Source organism: Nocardia wallacei (assembly GCF_029868745.1).
In the GTDB taxonomy this organism is placed as follows: domain Bacteria; phylum Actinomycetota; class Actinomycetes; order Mycobacteriales; family Mycobacteriaceae; genus Nocardia; species Nocardia wallacei_B.
The window spans coordinates 1-18,825 of record NZ_JARWOP010000028.1; the positions used below are offsets into that span (position 1 = coordinate 1).

Genomic DNA, 18,825 nt, shown 5'->3' on the forward strand with positions numbered 1-18,825 from the left:
GGGGGGGGGGGGGGGTGCCGGGCGCCCCCCCCGGCGCGCGCCGGGCGCGCGCCGGGGCGCGGCCCCCGGCCCCCCCCGGCGCGGCCGGTGCTGTATGTGGCGCCGGTGCTAGCCGTGGTCGACACGCTGCTGCGCGACAACCATGGGCTGCCCCTGCTGCTCGGCTTGGCGCTGGGCTTCCTCTTCCGGTTTCGGGATTGATTCCTGGCCGTCGGCATTCCGCGGCGCGCCGTCGGTTGCGGACTTGGGCGGCCCTGGTCGGGTGCATCCGGCCTGAACGGTCGCAATCGTGCGGGAGGTGGCGAAATTCGCCGCCCCGGTGCGGATTGTGTCCGCGTAGGCCGGGACTACTCCTCGTCGGCCGCGATGATCTCCAGGACGCGAAGGCGATTGGACGGGTCGAGTAGGAGGGCGGCCGACCAGAGGTAGCCGGAGAGGCCCAGGGGTGGTTTGGTGAAAGCCGTTGCGGGAGTGAAGAGGTCGGAGACGCCGCGTTCGGGGAGATAGCGGTAGGTCAGGGCGACCCATTCGTTGCCGCGGGCGTCGTAGATGACGGCGTTGGCCATTTCCTCGGCGGTGGGGCGATCGGGTAGACGGCCCTCGAGCATGATGCGGCGCGTTTCGCCGGAGGCGGTTTCCTCGGGCGTGAATTCCTCGCAATACCCTTCGAAGACGAGTCCGAAGCCCCACAGCGGCATTCCGGTGTGCTTGAGATGGGCGGCCCGGAGATGCACGGGATGCATCGCCGACTCGGTGGTCTCCTCGTTCTCCAGCGGTCCCGCGGTGACGGTCATCTCGCCGCCCGCGTCGGCGGCGAATCCGAAGAACATCGGTGCCGAATCCCATTCTCGATGCTGGTCCAGCATCCAGTGCGTGAGGTCGCGGATCGCTTCGTCGTTCGGGTAGTGGATGGTGACCGGGCCGGTCGTCACGTCGGCGGGTGTCCTTCCTCGGCTCGTACGAGAACGGCCCTGCTCCACACGCGGTGGGGCAGGGCCGCCCAAAGGTCGCAACGAATTTACTTCGGCGGCTCCAACTTGCCGCCAGTGGTGGGCCGCGTCAGCCGAAAAGGCCTGTCGCCGTGCCCGCGACGAAGGCGTCCCACTCGGCGGGCGCGAAAATCAGGGCTGGCCCGCTCGGGTTCTTGGAGTCGCGGAGCCCGATATGGTCGCCGTCGAGGAATGCTACTTCTACGCAGTCCTGATTGGCTCCGCTACGGCTGCTCTTGAACCAGCGCGCATCAGATAGATCGACGTTCACGCCGCATACTCCCTTGCTGTTTTCCTGAGCAGATTCCTGCTTGCTTCTGGCGACAACGCTACACGCCCGAGCGCCTCGTACGCGGTGCGATAAGCCAGTACATCCTCCTGTTCTTCGAAGTACATCGCACCTCGGTAGCCCTCGACATAGACCACTGAAGGCTCGATCCGACGCCCGTCCGGGCCGGTCGGGAAGTCGAGCACCGTGAAGGGGCCGGTCAGCTCACCCAGCGGGATGCCCGCTGAGAAGGGCAAGATGCGGACCGTGACATTGGACCGCGTGCTCATATTGGCGAGATGCCGCAACTGGGCGGCCATGATCTTCCGATCACCGACCGTCCGATGCAGTGCCGATTCGGCGAGTAGGACGTCAATGACGGCCGGATGAGACTTGCGGGTGATCAGGATCTGTCGCCGCATCCGCATCTCGACGCGGCGAGCAATCTCGGTGTCGGATTCGTCCGGATGGCCGATTCGGTTCAATGTCTGTGCGTAACTGGGGGTCTGAAGCAGTCCGGGCACCAGCTCTTGATAAGAGCTCAACGAAGCCGCCGCCGACTCCAAACCCATGTAGACGTCGAAACTGGCTGGAATCAAATCCCCGTACTGGTGATACCAACTCTTCGAACTACCCTGCTGTGCCAGTCCTTTCAATGCTTCCGTGGTCGTCTCGTCCGCCCCGACGACTCGGCAGATCTCCTCGACGTCACACAGTCGGATGCGCTCGTTCGTCCCGGCCTCCAGACGCTGCACCGAGGACGCGCCCCGCTGGACGAGCCGGGCTACCTCGGCGATGGTCATACCGGCTTGCTGTCGTAGATCGCGCAAGTAGCGCCCGAGTTGGCGCCGGGGGACTGTGGAGCCGGATGTGCTGGAGCTGTTCTCGGTCATCGACCCTCCTGCTCTGGATGAGTGGAGCTCAGGTTTCGGGTGTCACCGCGGGGAATCTCGGATATTTTTTCCGTCGTTCTCGGACCCCACCCTGGCGAAATAGCTCGCTTCGAGTGAATTCCCCGCAAAACCAAATGGTGCGGCCGCCTCTGAGCTGTGCTGGCGAGCGTGCTCGAGGGGATCCGCGCAGAGGATTCGATTCCCGAACCCCCCTACTCCTTGGGGCCGGGCGCCCAGACCGACGACGAACCGAGGAACCCGATGAATCAGCCGACTCGACCAGTTGCTGAGACACCCGGCGGAACGCCGAACAGGAGGACCAGACCACCGTACGCCGAAAATCGCTGGTGCACAGGAAAACCGGTCTCTACAGTCGAACGAGTACAGCGAATACGAGGTGGCGGGCCGGAGCGGATCGGTTATCGGAACGGGTTACCCATGAGGTAGTTGCGGGTTCGAGTCCCGCCGGAAGGCAATGCCTTTCGTGGTCGAATTGGTAGAGACGCACGTCTAACCCGGTTCGGACAACATGCCCGCCCCTCGCTGTGCACGCCCCGAGGTAGGAAACGAGGTCGACATGGATGCGCTGCGGGGGATCCACCTGCGTGCTACCGCGCAGTCGGTTCCGGCCGATCCACGTCAGGTCCGCAACGAGGCCGGTGGCTTCGCCTTCGAGGTGACGCCGGAGGTCAGGCTGCGTCGATTCCTACTGCTCGGGACCGATGGCGGCACCTATTACGTTGGCGCGCAGGAGCTTACGAAGGATAACGCGGAGGTGGTGCTGGAGTTCGCGCGCCACCGCACCGCGGACCTGGTGGCCGAGGTGGTCGCGATATCGACCGCCGGTCGCGCGCCGCGGCAGCATCCGGCGTTGTTCGCGCTGGCGGCCGCGGCCTCCCTCGGTGACGAGGAGGGCCGTCGCACCGCGCTCGCCGCGCTGCCGCTCGTCGCCCGGACCGGGACACACCTGTTCCTGTTCGCCCGATACAGCGAGCAGTTCCGTGGCTGGGGGCGGGGATTGCGTCGCGCGGTGGGGGATTGGTACCTGGACAAGCCCGTCGGGGCGTTGGCCTATCAGGTCGTGAAGTACCGGAGCAGAAGCTAGCTCACCATACGAAGATCGGAGGATCCATGGGTACGGCAAACGCGTGGACCCACCGGGATCTGCTGCGCCTGTCGCATCCGAGGACGTCGGACCCGCAGCGGAAGGCGCTGTTCGAGTGGATAGTCCGCGGAACACCGCCGCCCGGTGATTGCTCCGGCCTGCGTCTGGTGGAGGGTTTCCAGCGCGCGCGGTCTGCGCCGGTACGGGAGATCCCGGGGCTGGTGCGCGAGTACGGCTTGTCGTGGGAGATGCTGCCTGACGCCGCGCTCGATGCGGTGGCGGTGTGGGAAGCGCTGTTGGACAACGGTATTCCGCAGACCGCGCTGCTGCGCCAGCTGCCGCGCCTGACTCGCCTCGGCCTGCTCGCACCGCTGGGTTCCTACACCGGGAAGGTGGCGGGGCAGCTGGCCGATCCGGAGCGGCTGCGGCAGGGACGGATTCACCCGATCAATGTGCTCGTCGCGCTCCGCACCTACGCGTCCGGGCGATCGGCGCGCGGGGCAGCCGCGTGGGAGCCGTCCCGGCCGATCGTGGTTGCCCTGGACGCGGCGTTCTACGCGGCGTTCGGCGCCGTGGCGGCCACGGGGAAGCGGCACCTGCTGGCCCTGGATGTGTCGGGGTCGATGACCGCGGCGATTTCGGGTCTGTCGTTGACCGCCCGGGAGGCGTCGGCGGCACTGGCGCTGGTGACGGCAAACGTCGAATCCTCGTGCGAGATCGTGGGATTCACGTCGAGCCGAAGCGGGCGGGGTTTCGACACCGCGCTGCGGCCGCTGTCGATCAGCCCGCGCCAGCGCCTGGACGACGCGATCCGAGCGGTGAGCAACCTGCCGTTCGGTGGCACGGACTGCTCGCTCCCGATGCTGTACGCGCTGGAGCGCAAGCTGCACGTCGACGTCTTCGCCGTATACACGGACTCGGAGACGTGGGCGGGCCGCATCCACCCGCACCAGGCCCTTCAGCGCTACCGCCGGGAAGTCAACCCCGCCGCGAAGCTGGTGGTCCTGGGGATGACCGCGACCCGCCTCACCATCGCCGACCCCTCCGACGCCGGAATGCTCGACATCGCCGGCTTCGACTCCGCGGTCCCGACTCTCCTGTCGGACTTCGCGATCGGGATGTGAGGCGCTCGCGAGGGCCGCTTCCTTGTCAGTCGAGGATTCGGCGGGCGTAGGCGCGGACGTCGGCGTCGGTGTCGGAGAGGGCGGGGGCGAGGGCTTCGCGGGCCTGGGGGTGGGTGGGCCAGGTGCTCAGGGTGAGGACGGCGGCCTTGCGGACGTCGGGGTGGGGGTCGGTGAGGGCGGGGGCGAGGGCTTCGGCGGCGGCCTCGGGGGCGCGGCCTGCCCAGCCGCGGGCCGCGCCCTCGCGGACCTGCCAGGCCGAATCGCTCAGTGCGGCAATGAGAGTGGCGGTGTCGTCGTCGCCGCCCAGTGCCGCGAGGGCGGACAGTGCCGCGGCGCGGACCAGGGGGTCGCGGTCGGCGGTGAGGGCGCGCACGGTGTCCGAACCGCCCAGGCCGACCGTGGCGAGGCCCTTGGCGGCCGCGATACGCACCTCGCGGTTCTCGTCGTGCGCCGCGGTGGTCAGGGCGGGCCAGTCGTCCAGCGACACCAGTGCGTGCACGCCCTCGATCCGCACCCGGTAGTCGGGGTCGACCACCGCCTTGCCGAACAGGTCCGGATCGCCGGACCGCAGCGCGCGCAGCAGATCGATCACGGCGGCCCGCACCAGGGGATCGGCCGAGTCCACGAACGCCGCCAGCCCATTTCCGGCCGGCCGGGTGTCCTCGCTTGTCCGCACCGCAGCCGGTCGAGAGCTGTCTGTCGAATCTGTGGTGGGGCGGTCGGCCTGATCTCGAGCGGGTTGCCGGCCGCTGGTAGGGAGGATCTCGACCAGTTCGCGCAGGCCGGAGATCGCTGCCGCGCGTACCGTCGCCTCGGGGTCGCCGAGGGCCGCGATCAAGTGGTCGGCGAAGCCGTCGGGTGTCTCCTCGGTGAGTACCGAGAGGGCGGTGGCACGCACCTGCGGTTCTGGATCGGTCAGGTAGGGAGCCAGGTCCTCGACCGCGGGGGCGTCCAGCGCGAGCAGCCCGGCAATGCGCGGCGCCGCAGCATCTTTCGTGTCGGCTGCCGACCAGTCTTCGGCGCGTTGGGCCGCCCGCGCCGTAGCCGTGTGAACCTGCGGCGGCCCGGTCACGATCGCCGGTTGAGCCACCGACTCGACGGCATCCGTGGACGGCACCGTCTCGAATTCCGGCACCGGCACGAAATACGGTGCGACGGGCCGCTTCAGGAATTCCATCCCATCGGCGCCCTTGCGCAGATTGAGGTGGTAGCGCCACTCCGTGTCGTCGCGCTGGGGCAGGTCGGCACGCTCGTGGTACAGGCCCCAGCGTGATTCGGTGCGGGTCAGGGAGGACCGGGCCGCCATTTCCGCGCAGTCGCGGATGAAGGACACCTCGGCGCAGCGCATCAGCTCGTGCGGTGTGGTGGCGCCCATTTCGGCGAGGTCGCGGTGCATGCGCTCGAAGGTCTCCACGGCCAGTGACAGCTTGGTCGCCGTCTTCGGCGGCGCGACATAGTCGTTGACGAAGCGCCGCAGTTTGTACTCCACCTGAGGTTGCGGCGGGCCGTCCGGGCTGCGTAGCGGCCGGTAGACCAGTTCGTGCGCGTCCGCGAGCTGGTCGGCCGGAAGTTCCTGCGGAGCAGGCAGATCGGCGAGGGTGGAGGCGGCGTGCTCCCCGGCCAGATCGCCGTAGACGAACGCCCCGATCATGTAGTTGTGCGGCACGCAGGCGAGGTCGCCCGCCGCGTACAGGCCGGGCACCGTCGTGCGAGCGTGCTCGTCCACCCACACGCCGGACGCCGAATGCCCACTGCACAAACCGATTTCGGAGATGTGCATCTCGATGTCGTGGGTGCGGTAATCGTGTCCGCGGTTGGCGTGGAAGGTACCTCGGGTCGGCCGCTCGGTGGTGTGCAGAATCCCCTCGAGCGCGGTCAGCGTCTCGTCCGGCAGATGGGTCACCTTCAGATAGATGGGCCCCCTGGCTGATTCGATCTCGCGCTTCACCTCGGCCATCATCTGCCCGGACCAGTAATCCGAATCGACGAACCGCTCGCCCTGCGCGTTGACCTGATAGCCGCCGAACGGGTTGGCCACGTAGGCGCACGCCGGACCGTTGTAATCCTTGATCAACGGATTGATCTGGAAGCACTCGATGCCCGACAGCTCCGCGCCGGCGTGATAGGCCATGGCGTAACCGTCGCCCGCGTTCGTCGGATTCTCGTAGGTGCCGTAGAGATATCCGGACGCGGGCAGGCCGAGCCGTCCGCAGGCCCCGGTCGCCAGAATGACCGCCTTCGCGCCGACGGCCACGAACTCGCCGGTGCGCGTGTGCAATGCGGCCGCGCCGACCGCGCGGCCACCGTCGGTGAGCACCCGCACCGGCATGAGCCGGTTCTCGATGCGGATGCGCTCACGCATCTTCCGTTGCCGTAGAACGCGATACAGCGCCTTCTTCACATCCTTGCCCTCGGGCATCGGCAGCACGTACGACCCGGACCGATGCACCCGGCGCACCGCGTACTCGCCGTAGGCGTCCTTCTCGAACTTCACCCCGTACCGCTCCAGCCGCTGCACCATCGCGAAGCCACGGGTCGCGGTCTGATACACGGTGCGCTGGTTGACGATTCCGTCGTTGGCGCGGGTGATCTCGGCGACGTAGTCCTCCGGCTCGGCCTTGCCCGGGATGACGGCGTTGTTGACCCCGTCCATGCCCATCGCCAGCGCACCGGAGTGCCGCACGTGCGCCTTCTCCAGCAGCAGGACGTTCGCGCCGTGCTCGGCGGCGGTCAGCGCGGCCATGGTGCCGGCCGTGCCGCCGCCGATCACCAGCACATCGCAGTCGACGCGGGTGGTCTCGGACAGGTCGGGGATATTCATCAGCACATGCTCCGGAGAGAAGGGATCAACGCACGGACGCGGTGAAGTCGCCCGAGTAGTCCAGGGCGGCAAGAACTTCGGCGCGCACGCCGGATCGGTCGACGGTGGTTTCGCGGGGGCGGGGCACCTCGAACAAGGCCCGCAGCGGCTGCGCGGCCCGGCCGAGGACGGCGATCCGGTCGCCGAGCAGCAGCGCCTCGTCCACATCGTGGGTGACGAATACGACGGTCGCCGGGTGGGCCTGCCAGGTGTCGACCAGCAGTCGCTGCATGGTGGCCCGCGTCGGCGCGTCGAGCGCGCCGAACGGCTCGTCCATCAACACCGCGCGCGGCGCCCCGGCCAGCCCGCGCGCCAGCTGCACCCGCTGCCGCATACCGCCGGACAGGCTCTTGGGCAGGTAGTCGCCGAATCCGGCGAGGCCGACCTCGGCGATCCAGCGTTCGGCGCGTGCCCGCCGGCCGGCCCGCGGCTCGCCGCGCAGCTGCAGCGCCAGTTCGATATTGGAGCGCACGGTGCGCCACGGCAGTAACGCGTTGTCCTGGAACACCATCGCGCGGTCGCGGGACGGTCCGGTGATCTCGATATCGTCGGACAGCACCCGCCCGGAGCGCGGCGGCAGCAGCCCGGCCAGCGCGCGCAGCACCGTCGACTTGCCGCAACCGGAAGGGCCGGTGAGCACCAGGATCTCGCCGGGACGGATCTCGAGCGTCAGGTCCCGCACGACCGGCGCACCGGCATAACCCAATTCGATCCGGTCCAGCCGCAGGCTCGTCGCGTCGCCGCTCATTTCGTTCCCTCCGAGACGCGGGGCAGCCAGCGGGTGAACCGGCGGCCGAGCAGTTCCACCGCGGCGGAGGTGCCGAACCCGAGCACGCCGATGGTGATGATGCCGACGAACACGCTCGGGTAGTCCACGATGGTGTACGCCTGCCAGGTCCGGTAGCCGACACCCAGTCGGCCCGAGATCATTTCGGCCGAGACCACGCAGATCCACGCCACCCCGATGCCGACCGACAACCCGCTGAACACGCCGGGCAGGCTGCCCGGCAACACGACTCGCCAGAGCACGTCCCAGCGGGTGCCGCCCTGGGTCAGCAGGGACTCCTCCCAGATCGTGGGCAGCGCCCGCACCGCGTGCCGGGTGCTGACCATGATCGGGAAGAAGGCCGCGAGGAAGGTGATGAAGACGATCCCCGCCTCGTCGGTGGGGAACATCAGGATCGCCACCGGCACGATCGCGATGGCCGGAATCGGGCGGGCCAACTCGGTCAGCGGGCCGACGATGTTCGCGAATACTTGCGAACGCCCCAGTGCCACACCGGTTCCCACGCCCAGTACGGCGGCGAGCGCGAACCCGCTGAGAATGCGGACGAGTGACTGGCCCAGGTCCAGCCAGTACGTCTCGGTACCCAGCTGGCGTTGCAGCGCGTCGAGGATCTGGGTCACGGTCGGCAGCGTGTCGAACCGCACCCACAGGCGGATATCGTTGGCTGTCAACAGTTGCCACACCCCGATGGCGGCGACCACCGACAGCACCCGGACCAGTCGTGAGCGCCAGCGCGCCGCACTGGCGGGGGCCGTCACGGTCTCCGGGACCGTTCGTTCCGGAACGGTCGCGGCGTCGAGCCGCACGGTCGTCGCGCTCATGACCGCACCTCGCCGACGGCCTGCTCATAGGACAGCTGCGTGCCGCCCGGGTGCGCGGTGAGGTAGCGCTGGGCCGCGGCCGGTGTCGTGAAGGGCAGGTAGGTGTCGCCGGCGCGGACCCACAGGGCCTTGTCGGCGAACCAGCGGGTGCCCAGTTCGGCGTCCGGGACGTAGGCCGCCCGCACCTTCTTGCCCTGTGCCCGAGCCTGTTTCACCGCGCGTAGCAGGGCGGTCGGGTCGGCGGCCGGTTGTGCGGTGTCCTGGCCGTCCAGCCACACTTCGCTCGCCAGCGCCGCGTCGGTGACCGGACGATTCGCCACCGGATCGGTCCCCGAGATCGGTGCGGGATTGGCGAAATTGCCCACGGCCGCGTTGTAGTCGAGACCGCGATCGGCGAACGCTTTCCGCAGCGGCGCATCGTTGACGAAGCCGTCGATGTCCAGATCGGCGAAGTCACCGATCGACTTCAGGTACGGCACATCGCCTTTGAACGCCTGGATGAGCTGCGGCTTCAGCGGTGTGTCGAACGAGGTGCCGCCGGGACCGTTGTAGAGGTAGACGACCTCCTGCGGCAGTCCCGAGCCGTCGGCGACCAGCTTCGCCGCCTCCAGCGGGCGCTGGTGCAGGAAGTCGGTGGCGTCCAGCTGGGCCTGGATGAAGGCGTCGAGGACCTCGGGGTGCTGGTTCGAGTAGTCGCGACGGGCGACCACGCCGTGGAAGGTCGGTACGTTCAGTTCCGCGCCGTCGAACAGCAGCTCGGCCTTGTCCTGGAAGACCAGCAGGCCCGGCCACGCCACGAACTGCGAAAGTGCCTGCACCTGACCGGATTCCAAGGCGGAAGCGCCGATCTGCGGTTGTTGATTGAGTACCTCGACACCCGATTTCGGATCGATTCCGCCGCGGCTCAACGCCTGTCGCAGCAGGCCGTCGCTGGCCGAGCCGACGCTCGAGGACACCTTCTTCCCGGCCAGGTCGTGCAGCGATTGCACCGGCGAATCACGGTTCACCACAATCATGTTCAGCGAGCCGCGCGGCTGGTAGCCGGTCACCGAGACGAACTCGGTGCGGGACCGTTCGTTGGCCTGTGTGCGGGAACCGTTGATCAACAGGGGGTAGTCGCCCATCGAGCCGATGTCGATCTTCTCCGCCACCATCTGCGCGGTGATCGGGGCGCCGGTGTCGTAGTCCTGCCACTCCACCTGGTACTTCTTTCCGCCGTCGGCGGTCAGCTTCGAGAGGCGCTGCTCCAGGAAACCCTTGGCGCGCAACAGGGTTCCGGCGGTAACGGTGTTGATGGTCTTGGATTGGTAGCCGACGACCACCTTGACGGTGTCGCGGGAGGCGGCTTGCTCGAGCGAGCAACCGGCGGCGACGAGCGCCAGCACGGCGGCCACCGCGGTGAATCGGGCACGACGGTACTTCATGAGTGTTCCTCGAACGGTGGGGCCGCGGTGGATGTTTCAGCGCAGCAGGTACGGCATGTTCACGGTGACGGCGCCGGTGGGGCAGCGGGCCGCGCACGGCCCGCAGTACCAGCACTCGTCGACGTGCATGTACGCCTTTCCGTTGTCGGGATTGATCGCCAGCGAGTCCAGCGGGCAGATCTCCACACAGAGCGTGCATCCCTGGATGCACAGCGATTCGTCGATCGTCACGGGGACATCGGCGCGCTGACCGACCAGAGCCATTCAGATCAACCTCCAATCGGGGCTGTCGATGGGGCGAACAAGGCTGCCGCGCATGGTGATTCGATCACCGCGCAGCCGGATGTACTCCAGATCGACCGGGCGGCCGTCCTCGAGCTTCGTGAGCCGTTCGAGCAGCAGCAGCGCGCCGCCCTCGGGAACTTGCAGGGTGGCCGCCGAATGGGCGTCGGCGGTGATGGCCTCCAGCACCAGATCCGCCGAGCCGAGCGGGCGGCCGTCGAGTTGCTCGATCAGCGCGAAGATGTCGTTGGTCTCCAGATCACGGGCGAGCACCTGATCGCCGATGTCGGGTACCAGGTAGGTCAGGTCCAGGCTCAGCGGCAGGTCGCCGAGGTAGCGCAGGCGCTCCAGGTACACCGCCGGTTCGCCGGGCTCCAGCCGCAGCCGGCGCGCCACCGCGGGCGGCGGGGCGATCCTGCGGGCGGCGCGCACCTCGTTGCGGACCTCGCCGTGCTCGCGCAGCGTTTCCTTCAGGCCGCGCAGCGCGTCCAGGCCGTGGTCGTACTTGCGCTGGGCGACATGGGTGCCCACCTTGGGGGCGCGCTCGATCAGGCCCTCGTCCTTCAGCAGGGCCAGCGCGTCGCGGACCGTATTGCGCGAGACGTCGAATTCGGTTGCCAGCTCCGATTCGCCGGGCAGCGCGCGGTCGAAGGCGCCGGTATGGATTTGCTGGCGCAGTACGTCGGCGACCTGGCGGGCGCGGTCCGCGCGGCGCGATGGCTGCGGCGTCACCTCGTCTCCTTTCGCCGTTTGACCTGCGATAAGTGACTGTAACGGGGGTCCGCGTCCGGGCCGGGCGATCGCTTCCGGGCGGTAGTGGTGACGTCGGTTATCCGCCGCCTGAGGAGTGCGGCGTACTGCTCGAATCACAGTGATTCCAGCCATTACGCCACCTGCGTCGGCTGCGGCCTGAGTTCGAATCAGGGTGAGTCAAATGGATGCAGACCACCTGGTCTGGCATCCTCGATACATGGGATGTTAGCTTTGATGGCATGTCCTCCAGCCGACCGAATGCCGCCCAGGTCACCTATGTGACCGTCGCGCTCGGTGTGCGGCTGCCGCGGCAGCGGGAGCTGTGTTGCTCCCTGCCGCGCAGCTGAGAACCGCCGCTCTCGTTTCCGAGCCGGGCCCTTCTCGCTGCCTTGTTGCTGTTCTCGTTCCACCTGTCCCGGGCATACCCGGGACCACAGCAAGGATCCGCACATGACGAGCCCCACCCTCGAGCGACAGTCCACACAGTCTCTCTCCACCCGGGTCGCCGCCCCCCGCCCGGCCGTCCCGCCCGAACTCCGCATCGCCGACAACCCGGCGGCCGCGGTGCTCCGGGCCGCTACCCGCGGCCCCATCTTCCGCGATACCGCCGCGCAGACAACAGGTTTGAGCATAGCGACGGTGAACCGACAGGTCTCCGCGCTGCTTTCGGCCGGGCTGTTGCGGGAACGGGCCGACCTCACCGCATCCGGCGCCGTCGGGCGTCCGCGGGTGCCCTTCGAGGTCGACACCGACACCTACGCCACCCTCGGTGTGCACATCGGCGCCACGGTGACTCGCATCATCGCCGCCGATCTGTCGGGGCGCATTCTCGGCGGGCTGGAAATCGCCACGCCGCAGGCCGGGCAGGAGGCCGCGCTCACCATCATCGCCCGCAGTGCCAAGGCGTTCCTCGACCGGCTGCCGCGGCGGCGGCCGCTGTGGACCGGTGTGGCGCTGGCCGGGCGGGTCGATCCGGCCGCCGGGGTCGTCGATCATCCGCGGTTGGAGTGGCGCTCCGCGCCGGTGGCCGCGGTGTTCAGCACCGTGCTGGATCTGCCGGTCTCGGTGTCCGCGCACGTGGAGGCGATGGCCGCCGCGGAACTGCTGCTCGGCCCCGGGGAGGAGCAGGGGCCCGCCTCGAGCCTGTACGTGTACGCCCGTGAGACCGCGGGCGTCGCCGTGACTCTGCACGATCGGGTGCACACGCCGACCAACGGTCCCGGTTCCATCGCGCACCTGCCCACCGGCTCGGATGTGGAATGCCAGTGCGGCCGGCGCGGCTGCTTGGAGGCCACGGTCGGGGAGGCGGCGCTGCTGAGTCGTGCGGAGCGGGCGGGCATCGTGCCCAAGCGCGAGGCGCCGCGGCGTCCGGTGATCGGCGACCTGTACCGGGCCGCCGAGTCCGGGTCGGCGCCGGCGCGTGAGCTGCTGCTCGAGCGGGCCGAAATCCTCGGCCACACAGCGGCTCTCGTGCGCGACATGTTCAACCCGGACCGGGTAGTGCTGGGCGGGCAGGCATTCACGGGCTACCGTCCCGGAATCGACCACGTCGTGCGCGCTTTCACCCAGGGCACCACGCTTCCCCCGGCCGACCTCCGCATCAGCCGTTTCGGTGGTCGCGTCCAGGAACACGCCGCCGCCGTCACCGCCCTGAGCGTCTTTTACGCCGACCCCCTCTCCGCCATGCGCCGCAGCATCCGCACCACGCGCTGAGGGGTTCTTCCCTTCATCCCGGCCAAAAGCGCGCCGGGATGAAGGGAATGTGTGCAGTCTCGCGCGCGCCGGGATGAAGGGAATGTGGGGAAGTCTCGGCCTTGCTCGTCATGTCGCCCTCCGGTTCTCGGACGAATCGCCACGCTAGACTAAGTGGAAGAAATTCGTCCAGTTCTCTCCGGGAGGTGACGGCCATGGCCGATCAGTTGCGGGCCGATGCGCGCAGCAACCGCGACCAGATCCTGGCGGCGGCCCAGATCGTGTTCCGGGAACAGGGCGTCGATGTTCCGATGAAGGAGATCGCCGATCAGGCCGGGGTCGGCGTGGGCACGCTGTATCGCCGCTTTCCGGATCGTAGCGCGTTGATCAGCGCGGCGGCGCAGGCGTATATGCAGGCGCTGGCGGACCTCGCCGCCACGGCCGCGCGGGAGGAGGACGGCGCCTGGCAGGCGCTGCGTCGTTTTCTGCGCGAATGCGCCGAGTTGCGGCTGGGCGCCACGGCCGCGGCGATCGAACCGGCCCTGCACGCCGATATCCGGGCCGATCCGAACCTCACCGAAATTCGCGCGAGCGTTGCCGAGCAGGTTGCCCGGCTCACCGCGCAAGCGCAGGTCGACGGGGAACTGCGCACCGATGTGGATGCGCAGGACATGGCGCGCCTGATGACGGTGCAGATCTACGCGCGCCCGGACGAGTCGTACGAGCAGGCCGTGCGCCGGACGATGGACATCGTGCTGGACGGCCTGCGCGCCCGGTAGTGTGCTGCGGTGACCGAAGGACCGAGAACGCGCAGGCGCGATCGAACCGGAATCGGCCGCCGCCTGTTGCTGCGGGGCGCGCTGGCGCTACCGCTCGCGGCGTGCGCCGAGACCGACGCGAACACCACCACTCCCACGCGCACCGACCCGGTCTCCGGCACCCGCGTCGACCCGGCGGCGGCCGAGGAGTTCTTCGCCGGTCTGGAGCGGAAATACGATGCGCGCCTGGGTGTTTACGCGCTGGCGACCGGTACGGCGGTCGCGCTGGCCTATCACGCCGACGATCGTTTCGCGTTCTGCTCGACGTTCAAGATGCCCGCGGTGGCGGCGGTGCTGGAGCAGCGCGCGCTGTCCTATCTCGACACCGTCGTCCGATACAAGCGGGCGGACGTGAACTCGATTTCGCCGATCACGCAGGACCACATCGAGACCGGCATGACCGTGCGCGAACTCTGCGACGCCGCAATCAGATACAGCGACGGCACGGCCGGAAACCTGCTGATGCGCGATATCGGCGGCCCCGCGCAGCTCACCGGCTATCTGCGCAGTCTCGGTGACACCGTCGGCCGCATGGACCAGTACGAACCCGAACTCAACAGCGACCCACCCGGTGATCCCCGCGACACCACCACACCGCGCGCGATCGCGGGCGTCTACCAGCAGATCGTGCTGCGCAACGCCTTGCCGCCGGAAAAGCAGGCGCTGGTGCGGGAATGGCTGCAGCGCAGCACGACCGGTGCGAACACCATCCGCGCCGGCGTGCCGGGCGACTGGACCGTGGCGAACAAGACCGGGCACGGCGACTACGGGCGCGCCAACGATATCGCCGTGGTGTGGCCGCCCGCTTCCGCGCCGCTGGTCCTCGCGGTCATGACCGACCGCGCCGGATTCGACGCCGCGCCGCCGTACGCCATGATCGCCGAGGTCGCGAAATACGTTGCGGCCCAGCTGCATCGGTGACGGGTCAGCGGCCGCCCGCGAACAATCCTTCCAGCGCGGTGATGAAGTAGGGGAAGTGCCCGGCGAATCGGTGCAGATTCTGATCGCGGTCGAAACCGCCGAACCAGTACAGCCCGGGCTGCCGGTCGGCGGCGGGGTTCAGGTCGCGGAAGGTGCGAATCCAGTTGTCGGCGCGGCCGCCGACGACGGTGAACGGCAGCGCGCGGGAGAACACCAGCTCGCGATCGGCGGGCGGCACCCGGTCGGCGGTCAGCGCGTCCAGCCCGCGCTGCAGCGCGCGCACCCGGCCCGCCAGCTCGCGGCCCGCGGCGGTGCGCACCGGCAGATAGCGCGGCAGCAGCAGCGCCGCGACCCCGCCGAGGGCGATCGCGACACCCACCAGCGCGTGCCCGCCGCTGATCGCCAGCGCGATCGTGGTCGCGACACCGGCCACCACCAGCACCACGCCCAGCCAGAACGCGGGACCGCGGCGGGTCCGATCGATGAGTGTGCCGCGCGCCAGAGCATCGTCCCGCAGCGCCGCGCGCACCGGCTCGCCGCTGATTCGTCCCGCGCCGCGCAACTCCGACACCAGCACCGACTCGGCGCCGTCGGGGAGCAGGGCGCGGTAGACCGCCTTCTCGTAGTCGCGCAGTTGATCGTCCGCCGGATTGACGCGGTTGATCCGCCAGTCCGAATCGCCGACCGGCGTGACCCACAGGTAGCGCCGTACCGCCAGATCCACCACGGTGGCGGCCAGGTCGCCCGGATCGGCGGACCCGTCAAGCAGCAGCCCCGCCTCGCCCGGCAGGACGCCCTCCGGCGAGGCGAACTGCACCTGATTGCCGTTGTGCTGCACCGGTTCCAGCGTGTCCTGCCCTGTCAGCGCCGCGGCGTCCTGGCGGCGCGACCACGCCACGAAACCACCGGCCGCGGCGAGCGCCGCCAGCAGCACGCCGAACGCGACGAGCACCGGCGCGGTGATCGCGAACGCGCTGGGTTCGTCGCCGGTGATGTCGGCGTTGGCGGGCACGGTGCCCGGCGGCATCTGCAGGGTGAGGTCGATCAGGTCGCCCTTGTTCAGGCCCTCCTTGTAAAGAGTCAGCACGCCGTCCGGCTCCACCCGCACGTCGGCACACGGCTGGGCGCTGCCCGCCGGGCCGATCTTGCAGTCGACGATGCCCATCTCGTAGCTCGGGCTGATCACCGACGCGGTGATCGAGGCGACGTCGGTGTTGAGCACCCCGCTCCAGCGGAACAGCTGGGTGCCGGCCGCGTCGTTGACCGTGTTGTGCACGACGTACCGATACGACGATTCGCCGGGCTGCGCGTCGATACTGAACCGGTCGCCCTCGACCTTGGCGGTGCCCGAGCCGGTGGCGGAGACGTCGGTGACGCTGAAGCGCCGTTCCCCCTTGTCCTTCAGCGCGACCCGCAGCGGCACGGCCATGTGGAACTGGCCTCCCGGCGGCACCTGCACCGTCTCGGCCACCTCGAGCAGGCCCTGCTCGCTGAGTTTGATGTCGGCATTGATCGTCACCCCGTCGACCGGCTCCTGCGCCTGGGCCGCGGGTACGGCGGCGAAAGCTCCCGCCAGAACCAGCAACAGAGCGCCCAGGGCGCCCCCCCGAAAGATCAGCATGGGGCCTTAGCTTAGACAGCTTGCTATCCTGCGTCAGCGGCTGTCGAGACGGGAAGAACCAGGGGGCACGGGGGAGTGAGTCAACCACCCTACGGATACGGGCCGGTGCCGCCCGCCGGTCGGCCGGGGCCGCCACCCTATGGGCCGCCGCCCGGTTATCCGCCGCCTCGCTATGCACCGCCGCCCGGTTACGGCCCGCCGCCGGGTTATCCCCCGCACGGGTATCCGCCACCGGGATACGCTGCGCCACCGCCGGTTTCGGGTTATCGGCCGCCGTTGCCGCCCCCACCGCCGTACGGTCCGCCGGGGCGTCCGCCGCAGCGCAAGCGCGGCGGCGGACTGGGTGTGTTCCTGATCGTTCTGATCCTCATCGTCACCAGTGGACTGGTGCGCACGGCCATCCGCACGGGCGTGCACGTCGCCCACTCCGGCGACCAGCCGAGCTACACCTATGCTCCCACCACTGGGAAAAATGCGCCCGGCGCGACCGGGATCGCGGCGACCGACGCCAATCCGCTGTTGTCCGACCCGGGTTCGCCGCTGAGCCCCGCGCGGTGCGGGTACGCGCCGTGGAGCACGCAGGTCGACGCGGCGCGCAAGTTCTTCGAGAGCGCGGCGGGATGCCTGGAGCAGGCGTGGCGGCCGGTGCTGTCGGCGGCGAACCTGTCGTTCACGCCGCCGAAGCTCAGCGTCACCGCCACCACGGCCGGCATCAGCACGCCCTGCACCGGCAGCAGCAGTAATTTCGCGGCCTTCTACTGCGGCGCGAACCAGACCATCTACATGCCGATCAGCCAGTTGCAGACGGCGATGTTCAAGGACCATTGGGAGATCTACCTGTCGGTGTTCGCGCACGAGTACGGGCATCACGTGCAGGCCCAGTCGGGAATTCTGCTGGAGGCCAACAAACAGCGGCGTGAGGCGGGCACCAGCAGCGCCCGCGGTTTGGAGCTCTCGCGCCGGGTCGAGTTGCAGGCCAACTGTTTCGACGGCATGTTCCTCGCCGCCACCGCGGGCGGCGGCTCGCTGACCTCGACGCAGGCCGGCAATACCCGCGAGGACGCGTACGGCCGCGGCGACGCCGCCGGTGATATGCGCGACCACGGTTCGGCGCAGCACATGGGCGACTGGTGGAGCACGGGCTTCGAGAAGAACCAGACCTCTCAGTGCAATACATTCAAAGCCCCTGCGAGCCAGGTGAGTTGATGCGGTTATGACCCAGCCTCCCGGATACCCGCCGCCCGGCTCGCAGCCGCCGGGCCGCCCGCCCTACGGCCCGCCGCCGGGGTACGGACCGCCGCCCGGATACGGACCGCCGCCGGGGTATGGTCCGCCGCCCGGGTACGGTCCGCCGCCGGGATACGGCGCGCGTCCGCCGTACGGTCCGCCACCCGGGCCGCGCCCGCCCTACGGTCCGCCGCTGCCGCCGCCGGGCTACTACGGGCGGCCCTACCCGCCGCCGAGGTCGGGCGGCGGGGGAGCGGTCGGCGCGGTGCTGGCGGTGCTGCTGGTGTTCGGTGTGGTCGGCGCTCTGGTCGTGTTCGCCACCGTCAACTCCAGCAGCAGTCATCCGTCGAAGTATTCCTACGACACACCCAGCTACACCTACGCGCCGCCGAGCTACACCACCTCGGCCAGTGCGCCGACCACGACGGCGTCGACCAGCGCGGCGACCACCTCGCGGTCGGCCTCCAGTACCCGCACCGCCACGACGTCGTCGAAACCCGCTGGGCCGCAACCGGTCAACGCGACCGGCGACAACCCGCTGTTCCGCGACGCCGACTCCGGACTGGTCAACATCGAGTGCGGCTATCCGCGCTGGGGCGCCACGGTGGCCGCGGCGCAGGCCTTCTTCGAGGCGGCCCGGACCTGCCTGGACAACATGTGGAAGCCGGTGTTGCAGGGCGCGGCGCTGCCGTTCTCCAGCCCCACCATCTCCGTCCCGGCGCGCTCGTCGAATGCCAGTTCGCCGTGCACCAGCTCGGGCGGCAACTTCGCCGCCTTCTACTGCTCGACCAACCACACCATCTATATGCCGCTCGACACCATTCAGGTCGAGGACTACGGCGACGATTCGGTGATCTACCTGACCGTCTTCGCCCACGAGTACGGCCATCACGTGGAGGCGATCAGCGGCGTGCTGGGCAAGGCGCACCGCGACCGCTACGACGCGGGCCCGACTTCCGCACGGGGACTGGAGATCTCGCGTCGGGCGGAGCTGGGCGCGCAGTGCTTCGGCGGAATGTTCATCGGCTCGTCCAATCACGTCGGGACGATCAGCCTGGATCAGGCGCAGCGCACCATCCGCGACAACTATTCCCGCGGCGACGGCAAGGGCGACACCAGAGACCATGGCAGCAAACAGCATTACGGCTCTTGGTACGAGCACGGCTACATCAACAACCGCACCCAGAAGTGCAACACCTGGACTGCGCCGTCGTCCGACGTGTCCTGAAACCCCCGGATG

General features: G+C 69.0%; 17 protein-coding genes and 1 pseudogene. 8 read left to right on the top strand and 10 right to left on the bottom strand.

Translation table 11 applies throughout. The annotated features are described in order from the left end of the window. Positions 1-201 (top strand): annotated as a pseudogene (locus QH470_RS01080) (hypothetical protein); the annotation flags it as partial. A 146-nt stretch (positions 202-347) separates the two neighbouring features. On the opposite strand, the gene QH470_RS01085 reads toward QH470_RS01080, so the two are convergent. The 3 genes from QH470_RS01085 to QH470_RS01095 all read right to left on the bottom strand — a co-directional run bounded on the left by QH470_RS01085 (position 348) and on the right by QH470_RS01095 (position 2,150). Next, positions 348-932 (bottom strand): hypothetical protein, encoded by a 585-nt coding sequence (locus tag QH470_RS01085; RefSeq protein WP_280270339.1) that lies wholly within the window; start codon positions 930-932, stop codon positions 348-350. Positions 933-1,059: 127 nt separating this feature from the next. Further along, positions 1,060-1,260 (bottom strand): DUF397 domain-containing protein, encoded by a 201-nt coding sequence (locus QH470_RS01090; protein WP_280270340.1) that lies wholly within the window; start codon positions 1,258-1,260, stop codon positions 1,060-1,062. Next, entirely contained in the window at positions 1,257-2,150 is an 894-nt protein-coding gene (locus QH470_RS01095; protein WP_280270341.1) for a helix-turn-helix domain-containing protein, read from the bottom strand. Before QH470_RS01095 ends, QH470_RS01090 begins: the two co-directional genes overlap by 4 nt. Positions 2,151-2,727: 577 nt before the next feature. Here QH470_RS01095 and QH470_RS38060 point away from each other — a divergent pair. Both QH470_RS38060 and QH470_RS01100 read left to right on the top strand, forming a co-directional pair. After that, positions 2,728-3,255, top strand: a complete 528-nt coding sequence (locus tag QH470_RS38060; RefSeq protein ID WP_342228411.1) for a TROVE domain-containing protein — start codon at positions 2,728-2,730, stop codon at positions 3,253-3,255. Positions 3,256-3,281: 26 nt separating this feature from the next. Continuing rightward, a complete protein-coding gene (locus QH470_RS01100) occupies positions 3,282-4,379 on the top strand; it encodes a TROVE domain-containing protein (protein ID WP_342228412.1) in 1,098 nt (365 codons plus the stop codon). 25 nt (positions 4,380-4,404) lie between these two features. Here QH470_RS01100 and QH470_RS01105 read toward each other — a convergent pair whose 3' ends face one another. From QH470_RS01105 to QH470_RS01130, 6 genes are read right to left on the bottom strand one after another with little or no spacing between them, the layout of a single operon-like run. After that, on the bottom strand, positions 4,405-7,200 hold the full coding sequence (locus QH470_RS01105) for a fumarate reductase/succinate dehydrogenase flavoprotein subunit (RefSeq protein WP_280270342.1): 2,796 nt from the start codon (positions 7,198-7,200) through the stop codon (positions 4,405-4,407). Positions 7,201-7,225: 25 nt separating this feature from the next. Continuing rightward, positions 7,226-7,987 carry an ABC transporter ATP-binding protein gene (locus QH470_RS01110; protein ID WP_280270343.1) on the bottom strand — a complete coding sequence of 254 codons (762 nt, stop codon included), beginning with the start codon at positions 7,985-7,987 and terminating at the stop codon, positions 7,226-7,228. Then, a complete protein-coding gene (locus QH470_RS01115; protein WP_342228413.1) occupies positions 7,984-8,847 on the bottom strand; it encodes an ABC transporter permease in 864 nt (287 codons plus the stop codon). The genes QH470_RS01110 and QH470_RS01115 overlap by 4 nt, the downstream gene beginning before the upstream one ends. Further along, positions 8,844-10,271: an ABC transporter substrate-binding protein gene (locus QH470_RS01120; protein ID WP_280270344.1), complete on the bottom strand. Its 1,428-nt coding sequence runs from the start codon at positions 10,269-10,271 to the stop codon at positions 8,844-8,846. The genes QH470_RS01115 and QH470_RS01120 overlap by 4 nt, the downstream gene beginning before the upstream one ends. 36 nt (positions 10,272-10,307) lie before the next feature. Continuing rightward, a complete protein-coding gene (locus tag QH470_RS01125) occupies positions 10,308-10,535 on the bottom strand; it encodes a 4Fe-4S dicluster domain-containing protein (RefSeq protein ID WP_187686197.1) in 228 nt (75 codons plus the stop codon). Next, on the bottom strand, positions 10,536-11,315 hold the full coding sequence (locus QH470_RS01130) for a GntR family transcriptional regulator (protein ID WP_400182928.1): 780 nt from the start codon (positions 11,313-11,315) through the stop codon (positions 10,536-10,538). Between the two features lie 441 nt (positions 11,316-11,756). On the opposite strand from QH470_RS01130, the gene QH470_RS01135 reads away from it, so the two are divergent. The 3 genes from QH470_RS01135 to bla all read left to right on the top strand — a co-directional run bounded on the left by QH470_RS01135 (position 11,757) and on the right by bla (position 14,737). Continuing rightward, complete coding sequence (locus tag QH470_RS01135; protein WP_280270346.1) at positions 11,757-13,019, top strand: ROK family protein; 1,263 nt, start codon at positions 11,757-11,759, stop codon at positions 13,017-13,019. Positions 13,020-13,213: 194 nt separating this feature from the next. Then, positions 13,214-13,777, top strand: a complete 564-nt coding sequence (locus tag QH470_RS01140; RefSeq protein WP_280270347.1) for a TetR/AcrR family transcriptional regulator — start codon at positions 13,214-13,216, stop codon at positions 13,775-13,777. Positions 13,778-13,786: 9 nt separating this feature from the next. After that, complete coding sequence (bla, locus tag QH470_RS01145) at positions 13,787-14,737, top strand: class A beta-lactamase (protein WP_280270348.1); 951 nt, start codon at positions 13,787-13,789, stop codon at positions 14,735-14,737. 4 nt (positions 14,738-14,741) lie between these two features. Here bla and QH470_RS01150 read toward each other — a convergent pair whose 3' ends face one another. Further along, a complete protein-coding gene (locus QH470_RS01150; protein WP_280270349.1) occupies positions 14,742-16,358 on the bottom strand; it encodes a DUF2207 family protein in 1,617 nt (538 codons plus the stop codon). 276 nt (positions 16,359-16,634) lie between these two features. Between QH470_RS01150 and QH470_RS01155 the strand changes: the two genes are divergently transcribed. After that, entirely contained in the window at positions 16,635-17,564 is a 930-nt protein-coding gene (locus tag QH470_RS01155; protein ID WP_280270350.1) for a neutral zinc metallopeptidase, read from the top strand. Between the two features lie 7 nt (positions 17,565-17,571). Continuing rightward, the gene (locus QH470_RS01160) at positions 17,572-18,813 is read left to right on the top strand and encodes a neutral zinc metallopeptidase (protein ID WP_280270351.1); all 1,242 of its coding nucleotides are present in this window, start codon (positions 17,572-17,574) and stop codon (positions 18,811-18,813) included. The last annotated feature ends 12 nt before the right edge of the window (positions 18,814-18,825 follow it).

What these genes read in the sequence shown, in the direction of transcription:
- QH470_RS38060 (WP_342228411.1), top strand. Translation starts at nt 2,728, where the DNA reads ATGGATGCGCTGCGGGGGATCCACCTGCGTGCTACCGCGCAGTCGGTT.
- QH470_RS01135 (WP_280270346.1), top strand. Translation starts at nt 11,757, where the DNA reads ATGACGAGCCCCACCCTCGAGCGACAGTCCACACAGTCTCTCTCCACC.
- QH470_RS01140 (WP_280270347.1), top strand. Translation starts at nt 13,214, where the DNA reads ATGGCCGATCAGTTGCGGGCCGATGCGCGCAGCAACCGCGACCAGATC.
- QH470_RS01120 (WP_280270344.1), bottom strand. Translation starts at nt 10,271, where the DNA reads ATGAAGTACCGTCGTGCCCGATTCACCGCGGTGGCCGCCGTGCTGGCG.
- QH470_RS01150 (WP_280270349.1), bottom strand. Translation starts at nt 16,358, where the DNA reads ATGCTGATCTTTCGGGGGGGCGCCCTGGGCGCTCTGTTGCTGGTTCTG.
- QH470_RS01110 (WP_280270343.1), bottom strand. Translation starts at nt 7,987, where the DNA reads ATGAGCGGCGACGCGACGAGCCTGCGGCTGGACCGGATCGAATTGGGT.
- QH470_RS01105 (WP_280270342.1), bottom strand. Translation starts at nt 7,200, where the DNA reads ATGAATATCCCCGACCTGTCCGAGACCACCCGCGTCGACTGCGATGTG.
- QH470_RS01160 (WP_280270351.1), top strand. Translation starts at nt 17,572, where the DNA reads ATGACCCAGCCTCCCGGATACCCGCCGCCCGGCTCGCAGCCGCCGGGC.
- QH470_RS01095 (WP_280270341.1), bottom strand. Translation starts at nt 2,150, where the DNA reads ATGACCGAGAACAGCTCCAGCACATCCGGCTCCACAGTCCCCCGGCGC.
- QH470_RS01115 (WP_342228413.1), bottom strand. Translation starts at nt 8,847, where the DNA reads ATGAGCGCGACGACCGTGCGGCTCGACGCCGCGACCGTTCCGGAACGA.
- QH470_RS01125 (WP_187686197.1), bottom strand. Translation starts at nt 10,535, where the DNA reads ATGGCTCTGGTCGGTCAGCGCGCCGATGTCCCCGTGACGATCGACGAA.
- QH470_RS01100 (WP_342228412.1), top strand. Translation starts at nt 3,282, where the DNA reads ATGGGTACGGCAAACGCGTGGACCCACCGGGATCTGCTGCGCCTGTCG.